This window comes from Cellulosimicrobium sp. NPDC057127 (assembly GCF_042670945.1).
GTDB lineage: Bacteria > Actinomycetota > Actinomycetes > Actinomycetales > Cellulomonadaceae > Cellulosimicrobium.
On the sequence record NZ_JBHUUP010000002.1, the window covers coordinates 208,751 to 225,514 of the forward strand.

Sequence of the window (16,764 nt, forward strand, 5' to 3'; positions counted from 1 at the left end):
GGATGGGGCACATGCACGCCCCGTCCCCGGCTCCCCGCACCCTGACGATCCTCGGCTCCACCGGCTCGATCGGCACGCAGGCGATCGACGTCGTCCGGGCTCACCCGGGGCGGTTCCGCGTCGAGGCGCTGTCCGCGGGCGGCGGCGACGTCACGCTGCTCGCCCGCCAGGCGGCGGAGCTGGACGTGCGGGCGGTCGCGGTCGCGGACGCCGCCAGGGCGGGCGACCTCCAGGCGGCGCTCGACGACGCCTGCGCCGGTCGCGGCACCGTGCCCGACGTGCTCGCCGGTCCCGACGCGGCGACGGAGCTCGCCGGGCGGGGGAGCGACGTCGTGCTCAACGGGATCACCGGCTCCGTCGGCCTCGGGCCGACCCTCGCGACGCTGCGGGCGGGTTCGACGCTCGCGCTCGCGAACAAGGAGTCCCTCGTGGCGGGCGGTGCCCTCGTCCGTGCCGCCCAGCGCCGGCCCGACCAGATCGTGCCCGTCGACTCCGAGCACTCGGCGATCGCGCAGTGCCTGCGCTCGGGTGCGCACGCCGAGGTGCGGCGGCTGGTCCTCACCGCGTCGGGCGGGCCGTTCCGCGGCTGGGCGGCCGACGAGGTGAAGGCCGCGACCGTTGACCAGGCGCTCGCGCACCCGACGTGGGCCATGGGCCCGGTCGTCACGGTGAACTCGGCGAGCCTCATGAACAAGGGCCTCGAGCTGATCGAGGCGCACCTGCTGTTCGACGTGCCGGTCGAGGACGTCACGGTCGTCGTGCACCCGCAGTCCGTCGTCCACTCGATGGTCGAGTTCGTCGACGGCTCGACGATCGCGCAGGCGTCGCCCCCGGACATGCGCCTGCCCATCGCCCTCGGCCTGAGCTGGCCCGAGCGCCTCGACGTCGTCACGCCGCCGTGCGACTGGACGCAGGCCGCGTCGTGGACCTTCGAGCCGCTCGACGACACCGCGTTCCCCGCCGTGCGCCTCGCGCGCTCCGCCGTCGCCGCGAGCGCGACGCACCCTGCGGTCTACAACGCCGCGAACGAGCAGGCCGTCGCGGCGTTCCTCAGCGGACGCGCAGGTTTCGGTGACATCGTGAGCACGGTCGAGCGCGTGCTCGCCGCGCACGAGGGAACGCACCGCGACGCCGTCACGTTGGACGACGTGTCGGCCGCCGAGGACTGGGCCCGCGCGCGGGCCGACGAGCTGCTCGCGCGGTCCTGACGCGCACCGACCGGGGCGCCTTCGCCCACCACCACCGCGACACCGACCACCGCGACACCGACCACCGCGACACCGACCACCGCGACACTGACCACCGCGACACTGTGAGGACGGAACCATGGCGACGCTGATCGGGATCCTCGTGGTCGTCCTCGGCATCATCGTCTCGATCGCGCTGCACGAGGTGGGGCACATGGTCCCCGCGAAGCGGTTCGGCGTGCGGGTGAGCCAGTACATGGTCGGCTTCGGCCCGACGCTGTGGTCGCGCCGGAAGGGCGAGACCGAGTACGGGCTCAAGGCGATCCCGCTCGGCGGCTACGTGCGGCTCGTGGGGATGTTCCCCCCGGCGCCCGCGGGCGCGCGCCCGCGCGGGAACGGCTTCTTCGCCCAGGTCGTGGCCGACGCGCGCGACGCGAGCACCGAGGAGGTGCGGCCCGGCGAGGAGCACCGCGCGTTCTACAACCTCTCGGCGCCGAAGAAGGCCGTCGTCATGCTCGGCGGCCCGTTCATGAACCTCCTCATCGCGGCCGTCCTCATGCTCGTCGTCTTCGTCGGCATCGGCCTGCCCGCGGCCACGACGACCGTCGCGAGCGTCACGCCGTGCGCGCAGGGATCCGTCACGGCGCAGGCGTCGCAGTGCTCGGCCGGCGACCCCGAGTCCCCGGCCGCGGCCGCCGGTCTCGAGCCCGGCGACACGGTCGTGTCGTTCGACGGCGCCCCGGTGACGTCCTGGGACCAGCTGTCCGGCATGATCCGCGGCGCTGCGGGCGACGAGGTCCCGGTCGTCGTCGAGCGCGACGGCCAGGACGTGACCCTGTCGGTCGCACCGGTCGAGGTGGACCGGCAGGTGGTCACCGACGACGGCACGCCGGTGGTCGACGACGCGGGGGAGCCGGTCACGGAGCCGGTCGGCTTCGTCGGCTTCACGCCGACGGTCGAGCGCCGCTCGGCGGGCCTCGGCGCGGCGGCCGAGGCGACGTGGCAGCAGGTGAGCGGCACGGCGGGCATCATCGTCACGCTGCCCGTCAAGGTCGCCGAGGTGGCCCAGGCGGCCTTCACCGACGCACCGCGCGAGCAGGACTCGGTCATGAGCGTCGTCGGCGTCGGGCGCGTGGCCGCGGAGGTCGCCGGGGCCGACAGCCCCGTGCTCGACATCGTCGTGTCGATGCTGCTGCTGCTCGCCGCGCTCAACGTCGCGCTGTTCGTGTTCAACCTCATCCCGCTCCTGCCGCTCGACGGCGGGCACGTCGTCAACGCGCTCTACGAGGGGGTCAAGCGCACGGTCGCGCGCGTGCGCGGGCGGCCGCGGCCCGGCCCGGCCGACGTCGCGCGGATGATGCCGGTCGCGTACGTGATGTTCGTCGTGCTCGTCGGCGTCGGCGCGCTGCTCATCCTCGCCGACGTCGTCGACCCGGTCCGGCTCACGTAGCGCGGCGCCCGGGCCGGTCGGCCGCGCTCGTGGAGGCGCCGCGAAGATGTCCCGGACCCGGAGGGAAGGTGACGGCCCGGACAGCCCCGACGTGCGGTGAACCCGGTCGGGCAGGGGATACTGGGGGCGTGAGCGTACCCATCAGCCTCGGAATGCCCGCCGCCCCGCCGCCGGTCCTCGCGCCGCGTCGCACGACCCGCAAGATCAAGGTCGGCAAGGTCGAGGTCGGGGGCGACGCGCCCATCAGCGTCCAGTCCATGACGACGACGCCGACGACCGACATCAACGCCACGCTCCAGCAGATCGCCGAGCTCACGGCGTCCGGCTGCGACATCGTGCGCGTCGCGGTGCCGAGCGCGGACGACGCGGAGGCGCTGCCCGCGATCGCGAAGAAGTCGCAGATCCCCGTCGTCGCCGACATCCACTTCCAGCCGAAGTACGTCTACGCCGCGATCGACGCCGGCTGCGCGGCGGTGCGCGTCAACCCTGGCAACATCCGCAAGTTCGACGACCAGGTCAAGCAGATCGCGCGCGCCGCGTCGGACGCCGGCGTCTCCCTGCGCATCGGCGTGAACGCCGGCTCGCTCGACCCGCGCCTGCTCGCCAAGTACGGCAAGGCGACGCCCGAGGCGCTCGTCGAGTCGGCCGTGTGGGAGGCGTCGCTGTTCGAGGAGCACGACTTCCACGACTTCAAGATCTCCGTCAAGCACAACGACCCCGTCGTCATGGTGCGCGCCTACGAGCTGCTCTCCCAGGCGGGCGACTGGCCGCTGCACCTCGGCGTGACCGAGGCCGGCCCCGCGTTCCAGGGGACCATCAAGTCGGCGACGGCCTTCGGCGCCCTGCTGAGCCAGGGCATCGGCGACACGATCCGCGTGTCCCTCTCGGCACCGCCCGTCGAGGAGGTCAAGGTCGGCAACCAGATCCTCCAGGCGCTCAACCTGCGCCCGCGCAAGCTCGAGATCGTCTCGTGCCCGTCGTGCGGCCGCGCGCAGGTCGACGTGTACACGCTCGCCGAGAAGGTGACCGCCGGCCTCGAGGGCATGGAGGTCCCGCTGCGCGTCGCCGTCATGGGCTGCGTCGTCAACGGCCCCGGAGAGGCGCGCGAGGCCGACCTCGGCGTGGCGTCCGGCAACGGCAAGGGCCAGATCTTCGTCAAGGGCGAGGTCGTCAAGACCGTGCCCGAGGCCCTCATCGTGGAGACGCTCATCGAGGAGGCCATGCGCATCGCCGAGACGATGACGCCGGAGAACGACGCGCAGGCCGGGTCCCCGGTCGTCACCGTCGGCTGACACCCGTGTCCCGCTGGCGTCCGTCGGTCCCGGCCCTGCGGACGCGGGCCGGCACCGACGCGCGCGAGCTGGACGACGCCGACGTGGTCGAGGCGCTCGCGGTGTGCGCGCAGGACCCGGTCGCGTCGGCGCTCGCGGCGGCACGGTTCGAGGTCGCGCTGCGGCTCGGGCTGCGCGCGGCCGGCGGGCAGGCGTGGGGCTTCCCCGCCCACGGGCCGCTCGAGGCGGTGTGCTGGGCCGGGGCGAACCTCGTGCCGGTCGTGCCGACGACCCTCGACGACGTCACCCGTCGTGCCGCGGTGGCCGGCTTCGCCGCGCTCGGGCGGCGTGCGGGGCGCCGGTCGTCGTCGGTCGTGGGGGACCGGGACGCGGTGCTCGCGCTCTGGGGGGCTCTCGCGGAGACGTGGCCCGCGCCGCGCGAGGTCCGGGCCGACCAGCCGTCGCTCGCGATCGACCGCGCGCCGGACGTCGCACCGGACCTGTCGGTGCGCCGGTCCGTCCCGGCGGAGGTCCCTGTCGTCCTGCCCGCGTGCGTGCGGATGTTCACCGAGGAGGTCGGCTACTCGCCCGTCGAGGGCGGGGGGCACGCGTACGAGGAGCGCGTGCGGTCGCTCGTGTCCGCGGGGCGCTCCTTCGTGCGCCTCGAGGGCTCGGGGACGGGAGCGCACGTGGTGTTCAAGGCCGAGCTCGGCGCGGTGACCGGGCGCGTGGCCCAGGTCCAGGGCGTGTGGGTCGATCCGCGCTACCGGGGTCGCGGGCTCTCCGCGCCGGGGATGGCCGCCGTCGTCGAGCTCGCGCGCTCCGGTGGTGCCGGCGGCGCGGGCGTGCCCGTGGTGTCGCTGTACGTCAACGACTACAACGCGCGCGCGCTCGCCACCTACCGCAGGGTCGGCTTCGAGCAGGTCGGCACCTACGCGACCGTCCTGTTCTGACGCCGTGGTCACCTGAGCAGCCGCGACAGCCGCCGGTCGGCGAGCACCTGCCCGCCGGTCTGGCACGTGGCGCAGTACTGCAGGCTGCGGTCCGCGAAGCTCACCTCGCGCACGACGTCACCGCACACCGGGCACGGCTGCCCCGTGCGCCCGTGCACGCGCATCCCGGACCGCTTGGCGTCCTTGAGCTCGGCCGCCGGCCGGCCCGACGCCGCGGCGACCGCCCCGGCCAGGACCTCGCCCACGGCGGCGTGCACCCGAGCGACCTCGTCGGGCGTGAAGGAGCGCGTGAGCTTGAACGGGCTCGTCCGCGCGGCGTGCAGGATGTCGTCGGAGTAGGCGTTGCCGATCCCGGCGATGGACGACTGGTCGCGAAGGAGCCCCTTGACCTGCTGGTTGCGCGCCGCCATGAGACCCGCGAGGACGTCGGTCGTGAAGGTGACGTCGAGCGGTTCGACGCCGAGCGTCGCCACCGCCGGCACCTCGGCGGGGTCCCGCACGACGTGCACGGCGAGCCGCTTGCGCGTGCCGGCCTCCGTGAGGTCGAACCCCGAGCCGTCGTCGAGGCGCACGCGCAGCGCGAGCGCGGCGACCTTGCCGCCGCCCCCTCCGAGACGTGGGCGCACGGGCGTCGTCGGCGACTTCTCCGACCAGCGCAGCCACCCGCCTCGCGCCAGGTGGAAGACCAGGTGCAGCTCGGCGTCGGCCGGGGCCGGTCCTGCCGCCGGCTGGCCGGGCGCACCCAGCACCAGGTCGAGCCACTTGCCGTGGCGCCGTGCGCCGGTGACCGTGCGGCCCACGAGGGCCGTCACCGGCGGGTCGAAGGTCTTGAGCGCGGCGATCTGCGCGACGTCGGCCGCGACGACGGTGCGTCCTGTGGCGCGGTCGTCGAGGAACCGGACCAGGGCCTCCACCTCGGGCAGCTCGGGCATGGGGTCATCCTCCCCGCCGGTAGGGTTGGGCGCATGTCATCCCTCTCGTCCGGGGAGTCGCGCGCGCCCCTCGCGGCCGCCCGCTCCGCCGACCTCCTGCGCCTGTCCACCCTGTTCGTCCGGACGCTGCGCGAGGACCCGGCCGACGCCGAGGTCGCCAGCCACAAGCTGCTCGTGCGCGCGGGCTACATCCGCCGCGCCGCCCCGGGCATCTACACGTGGCTCCCGCTCGGGCTGCGCGTGCTGCGCAAGATCGAGACCGTCGTCCGCGAGGAGATGGCCGCGGCGGGCGCCCAGGAGGTGCACTTCCCGGCGCTGCTGCCCAAGGAGCCCTACGAGGCGACGGGCCGCTGGACGGAGTACGGGCCGAACATCTTCCGGCTCAAGGACCGCAAGGACGGCGACTACCTCCTCGCGCCCACCCACGAGGAGATGTTCACCCTCCTCGTCAAGGACCTGTACTCCTCGTACAAGGACCTGCCGCTGACGATCTACCAGATCCAGACGAAGTACCGCGACGAGGCGCGCCCCCGCGCAGGGCTGATCCGCGGGCGCGAGTTCGTCATGAAGGACGCGTACTCGTTCGACGTCACGGACGAGGGTCTCGAGCGCTCCTACGAGGCGCAGCGCGCCGCGTACCGGCGCATCTTCGAGCGGCTCGGCCTCGAGTACGTCGTCGTCGCCGCGACGTCCGGGGCGATGGGCGGCTCGCGCTCGGAGGAGTTCCTCACCCCGACGGCGATCGGCGAGGACACGTTCGTCCGCTCGCCGGGCGGGTACGCGGCCAACGTCGAGGCCGTCGTCACGCCCGTGCCCGCGGACGTCGACTACGCCGACGCGCCCGCGGCCCACGTCGAGGACACGCCCGGGACGCCGACCATCGACTCGCTCGTCGCGTTCGCCAACGCGCACCACCCGCGCGAGGACCGCGCGTGGACCGCGGCGGACACGCTGAAGAACGTCGTGCTCGCGCTCACGCACCCGGACGGGCGGCGCGAGGTCGTCGTCGTGGGCCTGCCGGGGGACCGCGAGGTCGACCTCAAGCGCGTCGGCGCGGCGTTCGAGCCGGCCGAGGTGGAGCCGGCGACCGAGGCGGACTTCGCCGCTCGACCCGAGCTCGTCAAGGGCTACATCGGCCCGCAGGCGCTGGGCCCGAACGTCCCGCGCGAGGCGCCCCTGCCGGGCGACGAGCCGGCGGCCGGGGGAGAGCCGGTGCGGCACTCGGTGCGCTACCTGCTCGACCCGCGCGTCGTGGCCGGCACGCGCTGGATCACCGGTGCGAACGAGGACGGCCGGCACGTGTTCGACCTCGTCGCCGAGCGCGACTTCGCGGCCGACGGCACCGTGGAGGCCGCCGAGGTCCGCGCCGGGGACGAGGCGCCGGACGGGTCGGGGCCGCTCGAGCTCGCGCGCGGCATCGAGATCGGCCACATCTTCGCGCTCGGCCGCAAGTACGCGCAGGCGCTCGGGCTCACCGTGCTCGACGAGAACGGCAAGCAGGTCGTGGTGACCATGGGCTCGTACGGCATCGGCGTGACGCGCGTGCTCGCGGCGCTCGCCGAGGCCAACCACGACGACGCCGGGCTGGCCTGGCCCGCGCACGTCGCTCCCGCGCACGTGCACGTCGTCGCGACGGGCAAGGACGCCGCGGTGTTCGAGGAGGCCGAGCGGCTGGCGTCCGACCTCGTCGAGCGGGGCGTCGAGGTAGTGTACGACGACCGCCCGAAGGTGTCGCCCGGCGTGAAGTTCAAGGACGCGGAGCTGCTCGGCGTCCCGCTGCTGCTCGTCGTGGGCCGGGGTCTGGCGGACGGCGTCGTGGAGGTCCGTCCGCGTGCCGGTGAGGCCGAGCAGGTCGCGGTGGCGGACGCCGTCGACGAGGTCGTGCGCCGCGTGGAGGCGCTCCTGGGCTGAGCCTCGCCGGGGCGTGCGGTCCGCGTCCGCGGGCCGCACCCCCCGGCAGCTCTCGACGGCCCGGTTCAGGCCGCTGGCTGCTCGGGCAGTCCCGGGAAGGCCACGGGCAGGGCGCCCCAGGCGAGCGCTGCCTGCCAGGAGTCGCTGAGCAGCGCCAGGACGTCGCCGCGCGACGTCGGCGCAGCGGTCGCGACGAGCGACGCGTACGACTGCGCGAGCTCCGACTCGAGCCGCCGGGCGAGCGCCGAGGTGTCCTCGTCGGCCGGGAGCTCGTAGGCGACACGGCGCGGGTCCTGGTCCGTGCCGTCCGTCCCCGCGACGACCGCCCACGCCTCGGCGCGCGCCCGGTGCTGCACGGCCCGGGCGACGGCTGCGGCGCGGACGTCCCCGTCGGCCTGGGCGCCACGGACCTCGTAGGCGTACGCCGCGGCGTCCTCGGCCGTCACGACCGTCGCGAGGTCGGCGGCGCCGACGCCCGACGGCGCGGTCTCGACGATCGTCGTGCCGGTGGTCAGCTCGGCCGCCGCGTCCGAGCCGGTGGCGGCGGCGAGGCGTTGCGCCGAGACGTGCTCCGACGTCGCGACCGAGGCGAGCAGGCGGGCGAGCTCCGGGTCGCGGGTCGCGTCCGCCGACGCGCGCGTGCGCTGCGCGGCCCCGACCAGGGCGACGACGACGTCGTCCGTCGTCGCGTCCTCGGGCGCCACGTCCTGGGCGCCGTCGCCGTCCGCGTCGGCGCCCGGCGGCTCGTCCACCGGTGCCGTCGTGGTGACCGTCGCGGGCGGGGCGGAGGTGGCGTCCGGCGCCTCGCCCGGGCCGGGCAGGCCGGAGTCGTAGACGCCGCCCAGCGCGTCGACGTGCCGGCGCGCGAAGCCGGCGATCTCCTCGAGCAGCGTCGTGACCGCCGGGTCGGCGGTCACGGTCGCGGCCTCCTCGGCGAGGTCGGTCACCGTCCGGGCGTCCTCGACCGCGGTGCGGCGTACGACCTCGCGCGCGTCCGGGCTCGGCTCCGTCGGCGCGGGCGTCTCCAGCCGGACGCCGCAGCCGGCGAGGAGCACGGCTGCCACGACGAGCAGCGCCGTGAGCGCCGAGGCGCGGCGCGGGCGCGTCCCGGGACGCGAGGGCCCGCCCGGTGCCGGGCGCACACGGGCTGGGGGTGCGGCGTCGGCCGCGGTCGCGTGGGGTCTCATCGGGGGCGATGATGTCATGCCCGGGGCACGCGAGTCGTTACGCTGGTCCCTGGTCAGCAGTCAGCACAACAACACACCGGTCGTATCCGTGCCCGGCGTGGGAGCGGACGGGAGTCGAGTGATGTCAGGGCAGGCGGGCGGACGGCCCGGGAAGGGTTCCGGCGGCGGGGCCGCGGAGGCGCTCCGCGAGGACGTCCGGCGGGGGATCGAGCCGGTGGTGCGCGACGCGGGGCTGTACCTGGAAGACGTCTCGGTGTCGCGCGCGGGCGCGCGGTCGGTGGTCCGAGTCGTGCTGGACCTGCCCGAGGACGCGGAGGGCAGCCTCGACCTCGACACGGTCGCCGAGGTGTCCCGCCCCATCTCCACCGTGCTCGACGACGCGGACGTCCTGCCTGGGGCGTACACGCTCGAGGTCTCCACGCCGGGCACCGACCGGCCGCTGACCGAGCCCCGGCACTTCCGGCGGGCCCGTGGCAGGATCGTGCGCCTCGTCCTCACTGACGGCGGCACGGTCGAGGGACGGCTCCTCGCCGTCGACGACGCGCTGCGCCTGGAGGTCGCGGGCGCCCGCGGGCGCACCGAGGAGCGCGCCGTGCCCCTCGACGGCGTCGTGCGCGGTCACGTGCAGGTCGAGCTCCGCCGCGCCCTGGCGGCCGACCTGCCCGAGCTGGACGACGCGCCGTCGGCCGAGGGTGCGACCGGTGCGAACGACCGGACCGCGAGCGGTCCCGACGACGAGGAGGCCTGATCGATGGACATCGACATGACTGCGCTGCGGCTGCTCGAGCGCGAGAGGGACATCAGCCTCGACGTGCTCGTCGCCGCGATCGAGCAGGCGCTGCTGTCGGCGTACCACCGCACCCCGGACGCCTACTCCCGTGCCCGGGTCGAGCTGGACCGCCGCTCCGGTCACGTGACCGTGTGGGCGCGCGAGGAGCTTCCCGCGACCACCGGTGACGAGGAGGACGCACCGCGCGGTCCGGTGGAGTACGGGCCGGAGTTCGACCACACCCCGGCGGACTTCGGCCGGATCGCCACGTCGACGGCGCGCCAGGTGATCGTCCAGCGCCTGCGCGACGCGGAGGACGACCAGATCCTCGGCACCTTCCGCGGCAAGGAGGGCGAGGTGCTCGCGGGCGTCATCCAGCAGGGCCGCGACCCGCGCGTCGTCCTCGTCGACGTCGGCGGCACGGAGGCCGTGCTGCCCCCGCACGAGCAGGTGCCGACGGAGGAGTACGCGCACGGCGAGCGGCTGCGCGCGTACGTCCTCGACGTGGCCCGCGGGATGAAGGGCGCGCAGATCACGTTGAGCCGGACGCACCCGAACCTCGTGCGCAAGCTCTTCGAGCTCGAGGTGCCGGAGGTCGCCGACGGGTCCGTGGAGATCACGGCGATCGCGCGCGAGGCCGGGCATCGCACGAAGGTGGCGGTGCGCTCCACCGTGCCCGGGCTCGGCGCCAAGGGCGCGTGCATCGGGCCGATGGGCTCGCGCGTGCGCGCCGTCATGGCCGAGCTCCACGGGGAGAAGATCGACATCGTCGACCACAGCGACGACCCGGCGCGGTTCGTCGCCAACGCGCTGTCGCCCGCCCGCGTGTCCTCGGTCACGGTGGTCGACGCCGAGGCCCGCGCCGCGCGCGTCGTGGTGCCGGACTTCCAGCTCTCGCTCGCGATCGGCAAGGAGGGGCAGAACGCCCGTCTCGCCGCCAAGCTGACCGGCTGGCGCATCGACATCCGCTCCGACGAGGGCGGCCCTCAGGTGGCGACGTCCGGCGAACCGGGCACCGTCGGGGGCGCTGCTCCCGCCGGCCACGGGCCCGCCGACGGGTAGCGCGCGGGGTGGTACGGTCACGCACGGCGGGGCAGCGCGCTAGACTGTCCTCGACCGGGCCGCGAGCCCGCACGCCGATCACACCCGTGGACACCCTCCCGGACCTCTCGGGGACGGGCCCCGTCCGCACGTGCGTCGGCTGCCGGGAGCGCGACCTGAGGTCCGTCCTCCTCCGTCTGGTCGTCGACCGGTCCGGCACGAGCACCGACGAGCCCCGGCTCGTGGTCGACGCCGGGCGGTCGCTCCCAGGCCGCGGCGCCTGGCTCCACGCCACTCCGCGGTGCCTCGAGGCGGCGGAACGCCGGCGGGCCGTCCCGCGGGCCCTGCGCGTCGCAGGGCCGCTCGACCTCGCCGAAGTCCGCGCCGCGATCGAGTCCGGCCAGGAGGGACGCACCAACCGTCACGACCACGACCCCGGAACCCCGGTGGTCGCCGGCCGCACTGCACGACACGTCGACAAGGAAGCGGGTCAGAAGCCGATGGGCACCCGATGAGTCCCCTGCGATGAGCACCCAGCACTAACGACGGTCCTCCCTGTCCGGGGCGGGCCGAGACAGGAGAGTTGTGGCAAAGGTCCGCGTCTACGAGCTCGCGAAGGAGCTCGGGGTGGAAAGCAAGACCATCATGACCAAGCTGACGGAGCTCGGTGAGTTCGTCCGCTCGGCGTCCTCGACCATCGAGCCACCGGTGGTCCGCAAGCTGCGCGACGCCTTCCCCGCCGGGGGCGGCGCGTCCGCACCGGCGCCGAGGTCGGCGCCGAAGAGCGGGGGCTCGAAGCCCTCGGCCCCGAAGCCCGCACCCAAGGCGGAGCCGCGTCCGGCCGCGCCCGCGGCCGAGACCCCGGCCGCCGAGACCCCCGCGGCCGCGGCACCCGCGCCGGCACCGGAGCCCGAGGCTCCCGCCGCCGAGACTCCCGCGCCGTCGGCCCCGGCACCTGAGCCGACCGCGGAGCGTCCCGCGGCGCAGGCGCCGACCCCCGGCCCCGCGCAGAAGCCGACCGCCTCGCCGAAGCCCGGCGGCGGCACGAACGCGCCCGCGCCGCGGCCGGGCGCACGTCCCGGCGCCCCGCGTCCGGGCAACAACCCGTTCGCGTCCAGCCAGGGCATGCCCCGCCAGGGCGGCTCCCGCTCCGGCGGCCCCCGTCCCGGCGCCCCGCGTCCGGGCAACAACCCGTTCGCGTCCAGCCAGGGCATGCCCCGGCCCGGGTCGCGTCCTGAGCGTTCCGACGCGCCCGCCTCCGGCGAGCGCTCCGGCGGGCCCCGTCCCGGCGGCCCCCGCCCCGCGCCGCGCCCCGGCGGCGGCGCACGCCCGAACCCGGGCATGATGCCCGGCCGCACCTCGGTCGGTCGCCCCGGCGAGCGTCCCGCCCCGGGCGGTCGCCCCGGCGGTGGCGGTGGCGGTGGCCGCGGCGGCTTCGGCGGTCGTCCCGGTGGCGGTGCCCCCGGCGGCGGCTTCGCCGGTCGTCCCGGTGGCGGCGGTCGTGGTGGCGCCGGTCGTGGCTCCACGCAGGGTGCCTTCGGCCGCGCCGGAGGACGTCCCGTCCGTGGCCGCAAGTCGAAGCGGGCGAAGCGCCAGGAGTTCGAGCAGATGCAGGCTCCGTCGCTCGGCGGCGTGCAGGTCCCTCGCGGGAACGGCTCGACCGTCGTGCGGCTGCGTCACGGCTCCTCGCTCAACGACTTCGCCGACAAGATCGACGCGAACCCGGCGAGCCTCGTCACGGTGCTGTTCCACCTCGGTGAGATGGCGACGGCGACGCAGTCGCTCGACGAGGACACGTTCGGCACGCTCGCCTCCGAGCTCGGCTACGTCATCGAGATGGTCTCGGCCGAGGAGGAGGACCGCGAGCTGCTCGGGTCCTTCGACATCGACCTGGACGCCGAGCTCGAGGCCGAGGGCGACGAGGAGCTCATGGCCCGTCCGCCGGTCGTGACCGTCATGGGTCACGTCGACCACGGAAAGACGAAGCTGCTCGACGCGATCCGCTCCACCGACGTGGTCGCCGGCGAGGCCGGTGGGATCACGCAGCACATCGGTGCCTACCAGGTGCGTCACGAGCACGAGGGCAACGACCGCGCCATCACCTTCATCGACACCCCGGGCCACGAGGCGTTCACCGCCATGCGTGCCCGTGGTGCGCAGGTGACGGACATCGCGATCCTCGTCGTGGCCGCCGACGACGGCGTCATGCCGCAGACCATCGAGGCGCTCAACCACGCCCAGGCCGCGGACGTGCCGATCGTCGTCGCCGTCAACAAGGTGGACAAGGAGGGGGCCAACCCCGACAAGATCCGCCAGCAGCTCACCGAGTACAACCTCGTGGCGGAGGAGTACGGCGGCGACACGATGTTCGTCGAGGTCTCCGCCAAGCAGCGCATGGGCATCGACGACCTCCTCGAGGCCGTCCTGCTCACGGCCGACGCCTCGCTCGACCTGCGCGCCAACCCCGACAAGGACGCGCGCGGCGTGGCGATCGAGGCCAACCTGGACAAGGGCCGCGGCGCGGTCGCGACCGTCCTGGTCCAGTCCGGCACGCTCCGCGTCGGCGACGCGATCGTCGCCGGCACGGCCCACGGCCGCGTCCGCGCGATGTTCGACGAGCACGGCACCGCCGTGACCGAGGCGGGTCCCGCCCGACCGGTCCTGGTGCTCGGTCTCGCGTCCGTCCCGAGCGCGGGCGACACGTTCCTCGTGGCGCCCGACGAGCGCACGGCACGACAGATCGCCGAGAAGCGCGAGGCCGCCGAGCGTGCCGCCCTCCTGGCCAAGCGTCGCAAGCGCATCAGCCTCGAGGACTTCACGCAGGCGCTGCAGCAGGGCAAGGTCGAGACCCTCAACCTCGTCCTCAAGGGCGACGTGTCCGGTGCCGTCGAGGCGCTCGAGGACGCGCTGCTCAAGATCGACGTCGGCGAGGAGGTCCAGCTGCGCGTCATCCACCGTGGTGTGGGTGCCATCACGCAGAACGACGTCAACCTCGCCACCGTGGACAACGCGGTGATCATCGGCTTCAACGTGAAGTTCGGCGAGCGCGTCGAGGAGCTGGCGGACCGCGAGGGCGTCGAGGTCAAGTTCTACTCGGTCATCTACCAGGCGATCGACGACGTCGAGGCAGCGCTCAAGGGCATGCTCAAGCCGGAGTACGAGGAGGCCCAGCTGGGCGCCGCGGAGATCCGCGAGATCTTCCGCTCCTCGAAGTTCGGCAACATCGCCGGGTCGATCGTCCGGTCGGGCGAGATTCGCCGCAACGCCAAGGCGCGCGTCCTGCGCGACGGCAAGATCGTGGGGGACAACCTCACGGTCGAGTCGCTCAAGCGGTTCAAGGACGACGCCACCGAGGTCCGCGAGGGCTACGAGTGCGGTATCGGGCTCGGGTCCTTCAACGACCTGCAGATCGGCGACACGATCGAGACGTTCGAGATGCGCGAGAAGCCGCGTTCCTGACGTTCGTCGTCGCCCGGGGGCGGTCACGTCACGTGGCCGCCCCCGGGCGTACCCGGAAAGGAAGAAGTCATGGTCGACCACCCTCGGGCGAGGAAGCTCGCCGACCGCATCAAGGAGATCGTCGCGCGGCTGCTCGACTCGCGGATCAAGGACCCGCGGCTCGGTTTCGTCACCGTGACGGACGTGCGCGTGACCGGTGACCTGCAGAACGCGTCGGTGTTCTACACGGTGTACGGCTCCGACGAGGAGCGGGCCGGGACCGCCGCGGCGCTCGAGAGCGCGAAGGGGCTCATCCGCTCCGAGGTGGGCAAGCAGACCGGCATCCGGCTGACCCCGACCATCGAGTTCCACCTCGACGCGGTGCCGGAGACGGCCGCGCACCTCGACGCCGCGCTCGTCGAGGCGCGCCGTCGCGACGCCGAGCTCGCGGCGCTGCGCGAGGGCAAGGCGTACGCCGGCGAGGCGGACCCGTACCGCGCGCCCGAGCAGGGCGATGAGCCCGAGGACTGATCGTCCCGCCCCGACGCGCCGCCCGACCGCCCCGGACGGGCTGCTCGTCGTCGACAAGCCGGGTGGCTGGACGAGCCACGACGTGGTCGGGCGCACCCGGCGCCTCGCCGGCACGCGCAAGGTCGGGCACGCCGGGACGCTCGACCCCATGGCGACCGGCGTGCTCGTGCTCGGCGTGGGCCGGGCCACCCGGCTGCTGACGTACCTCGTCGGGGCGGACAAGGAGTACACCGCGACCGTCCGGCTCGGCGTCGCCACGACGACCGACGACGCCGAGGGCGACGTGGTCGCGCGCGCCGACGCGTCCGGCGTCGCGCGCGCGGCGCTGGACGCGCAGGTGGCGCGGTTGACGGGCGACATCGAGCAGGTGCCCAGCACGGTCAGCGCGATCAAGGTCGACGGCCGCCGCGCGTACGCCCGCGCCCGCGCCGGCGAGGAGGTCGAGCTCGCCGCGCGGCCCGTGACGGTCGCGCGCTTCGACGTGCACGACGTCCGGCGCGTGGCGCCGGGCGGCGACGGACTGCCCGACGACGGCCCGGCCGCGCTCGACGTGGACGTGACCGTCGTGTGCTCCTCCGGGACGTACGTCCGGGCGCTCGCCCGCGACCTCGGCGCCGCCCTCGACACCGGGGGGCACCTCACGGCGCTGCGGCGCACGCGCGTCGGCGGGTACGGGCTCGACCTCGCGGTCACGCTCGCCGACGCCGAGGCGCAGGCGGACCGCGACGGCGTGCTCGCGACCGTCCCGCTCGCCACCGCCGCCCGCGCGACGTTCGCCGTGCGCGAGCTCTCGGCCGCGGAGGCCGCCGCGCTGTCGTACGGCCAGTGGGTCGGTCCGTCCGGCCGGCCGGGCGCGGTCGCGGCGATCGGCCCCGACGGCGACCTCGTCGCGCTCGTCGAGGACACGCGGCGACGCGGCGAGGAGCTGGCGCGCCCCGTGCTCGTCCTCGCCCCGGCGTGACACGCCGTGGCAGTCTTGTCCCGCCCCCGGCCGCCCGGTGCGATCCGGCGGCCCACCACCACGACCACCTCGAGGAGCTGCGCGTGCACCTGTGGACGGACCTGAGCCAGGTTCCCCCGGGATTCGGCCCGACGGTCGTGACCATCGGGAACTTCGACGGCGTCCACCGCGGGCACGCGCAGGTCCTCGGCCGCATCGTCGAGCTCGCCCGCGCGCGCGACGCCCGGGCGGTCGCGGTGACCTTCCACCCGCATCCGTCCGCGGTGCACCGCCCCGCCGAGGCGCCCGAGCTCATCACCGGCATCGCCGACCGGATGGAGCTCCTCGCGGGCACCGGTCTCGACGCCGTCCTGCTCGTGGAGTACACGCTCGGGTTCGCGCGCCAGACGCCCGAGGAGTTCGTGCGCACCTACCTCGTCGACGGGCTGCGCGTCGGCACCGTCGTCGTCGGGCACGACGTGCGCTTCGGCCGCGACAACGCCGGGACGCTCGCGACGATGCTCGAGCTGGGGGAGCGGTACGGGTTCGAGGTGGTCGCGATCGACGACGTCGGCCAGCACCTGGGCGTGCCCGTCACCGAGGGCGACGCGGCCGACGCCCACCACGACGCCCGCTGGTCGTCGACGGGCGTGCGGGCCCTGCTCGCCGCGGGCGACGTGCGCGAGGCGGCGCGGATCCTCGGCCGCCACCACCGCGTCCGCGGGGCGGTCGTCCACGGGGACGCCCGCGGCCGCGCGCTGGGGTACCCCACCGCGAACCTCGGCGACATCACCGGCATGGTCCCCGCCGACGGCGTCTACGCGGGATGGCTCTCGCGGCCCCAGCTCGCCGCCGCGGACCCGACGCACGCCGACGTGCGGCTGCCCGCCGCGATCTCCATCGGTACCAACCCCACGTTCGACGGCCACGAGCGCCGTGTCGAGGCGTACGTCCTCGACCGGACCGATCTCGACCTGTACGACGAGGAGGTCGTCCTCGAGCTCGTCGACCGGCTGCGGCCCACGCTGCGCTTCGACGGTGTCGAGCCGCTCGTCGCGCAGATGCGCGACGACGTCGCGCGCGCCCGCGAGGTCCTGTCCGCGGCGCCCGCCTGACGCGCGGGACGGGCGGACCGGCACCGGACGGGCACGGAG

At 74.8% G+C, this 16,764-nt stretch carries 14 protein-coding genes; 12 read left to right on the forward strand and 2 right to left on the reverse strand.

The window, feature by feature from the left end:
• Window positions 1–11 precede the first annotated feature (11 nt).
• The 4 genes from dxr (at window position 12) to ACFTZA_RS02715 (ending at window position 4,861) form a co-directional block, all read left to right on the forward strand.
• The gene (dxr, locus tag ACFTZA_RS02700) at window positions 12–1,208 is read left to right on the forward strand and encodes a 1-deoxy-D-xylulose-5-phosphate reductoisomerase (RefSeq protein ID WP_378190470.1); all 1,197 of its coding nucleotides are present in this window, start codon (window positions 12–14) and stop codon (window positions 1,206–1,208) included.
• A gap of 118 nt (window positions 1,209–1,326) precedes the next feature.
• Window positions 1,327–2,637 (forward strand): M50 family metallopeptidase, encoded by a 1,311-nt coding sequence (locus ACFTZA_RS02705; RefSeq protein WP_378190472.1) that lies wholly within the window; start codon window positions 1,327–1,329, stop codon window positions 2,635–2,637.
• Between the two features lie 152 nt (window positions 2,638–2,789).
• Window positions 2,790–3,929, forward strand: a complete 1,140-nt coding sequence (gene ispG / locus ACFTZA_RS02710) for a flavodoxin-dependent (E)-4-hydroxy-3-methylbut-2-enyl-diphosphate synthase (RefSeq protein ID WP_378190772.1) — start codon at window positions 2,790–2,792, stop codon at window positions 3,927–3,929.
• Window positions 3,930–3,934: 5 nt separating this feature from the next.
• Window positions 3,935–4,861 carry a GNAT family N-acetyltransferase gene (locus ACFTZA_RS02715; protein WP_378190474.1) on the forward strand — a complete coding sequence of 309 codons (927 nt, stop codon included), beginning with the start codon at window positions 3,935–3,937 and terminating at the stop codon, window positions 4,859–4,861.
• An 8-nt stretch (window positions 4,862–4,869) separates the two neighbouring features.
• Here the strand turns inward: ACFTZA_RS02715 and ACFTZA_RS02720 are convergent, their stop codons facing one another.
• Window positions 4,870–5,793 carry an Fpg/Nei family DNA glycosylase gene (locus ACFTZA_RS02720; protein WP_378190476.1) on the reverse strand — a complete coding sequence of 308 codons (924 nt, stop codon included), beginning with the start codon at window positions 5,791–5,793 and terminating at the stop codon, window positions 4,870–4,872.
• Window positions 5,794–5,826: 33 nt separating this feature from the next.
• Between ACFTZA_RS02720 and ACFTZA_RS02725 the strand changes: the two genes are divergently transcribed.
• Complete coding sequence (locus tag ACFTZA_RS02725) at window positions 5,827–7,704, forward strand: proline--tRNA ligase (protein WP_378190478.1); 1,878 nt, start codon at window positions 5,827–5,829, stop codon at window positions 7,702–7,704.
• A gap of 65 nt (window positions 7,705–7,769) precedes the next feature.
• Here ACFTZA_RS02725 and ACFTZA_RS02730 read toward each other — a convergent pair whose 3' ends face one another.
• Window positions 7,770–8,891 (reverse strand): DUF4439 domain-containing protein, encoded by a 1,122-nt coding sequence (locus ACFTZA_RS02730; protein ID WP_378190480.1) that lies wholly within the window; start codon window positions 8,889–8,891, stop codon window positions 7,770–7,772.
• Between the two features lie 121 nt (window positions 8,892–9,012).
• Here ACFTZA_RS02730 and rimP point away from each other — a divergent pair, with 121 nt between their 5' ends.
• From rimP to ACFTZA_RS02765, 7 genes are all read left to right on the forward strand, one after another.
• A complete protein-coding gene (gene rimP, locus ACFTZA_RS02735; RefSeq protein ID WP_378190482.1) occupies window positions 9,013–9,639 on the forward strand; it encodes a ribosome maturation factor RimP in 627 nt (208 codons plus the stop codon).
• 3 nt (window positions 9,640–9,642) lie between these two features.
• Window positions 9,643–10,722, forward strand: coding sequence for a transcription termination factor NusA (nusA, locus tag ACFTZA_RS02740; RefSeq protein WP_378190484.1), 1,080 nt, complete (start codon window positions 9,643–9,645; stop codon window positions 10,720–10,722).
• An 86-nt stretch (window positions 10,723–10,808) separates the two neighbouring features.
• Window positions 10,809–11,216: a YlxR family protein gene (locus tag ACFTZA_RS02745; RefSeq protein ID WP_378190485.1), complete on the forward strand. Its 408-nt coding sequence runs from the start codon at window positions 10,809–10,811 to the stop codon at window positions 11,214–11,216.
• Window positions 11,217–11,286: 70 nt separating this feature from the next.
• Window positions 11,287–14,160, forward strand: coding sequence for a translation initiation factor IF-2 (infB, locus tag ACFTZA_RS02750; protein ID WP_378190487.1), 2,874 nt, complete (start codon window positions 11,287–11,289; stop codon window positions 14,158–14,160).
• Between the two features lie 69 nt (window positions 14,161–14,229).
• Window positions 14,230–14,670, forward strand: coding sequence for a 30S ribosome-binding factor RbfA (rbfA, locus tag ACFTZA_RS02755; RefSeq protein WP_378190489.1), 441 nt, complete (start codon window positions 14,230–14,232; stop codon window positions 14,668–14,670).
• A complete protein-coding gene (gene truB / locus ACFTZA_RS02760) occupies window positions 14,654–15,631 on the forward strand; it encodes a tRNA pseudouridine(55) synthase TruB (protein ID WP_378190491.1) in 978 nt (325 codons plus the stop codon). Before rbfA ends, truB begins: the two co-directional genes overlap by 17 nt.
• Before the next feature lie 83 nt (window positions 15,632–15,714).
• Window positions 15,715–16,725, forward strand: coding sequence for a bifunctional riboflavin kinase/FAD synthetase (locus ACFTZA_RS02765; protein WP_378190493.1), 1,011 nt, complete (start codon window positions 15,715–15,717; stop codon window positions 16,723–16,725).
• Window positions 16,726–16,764: the final 39 nt, after the last annotated feature.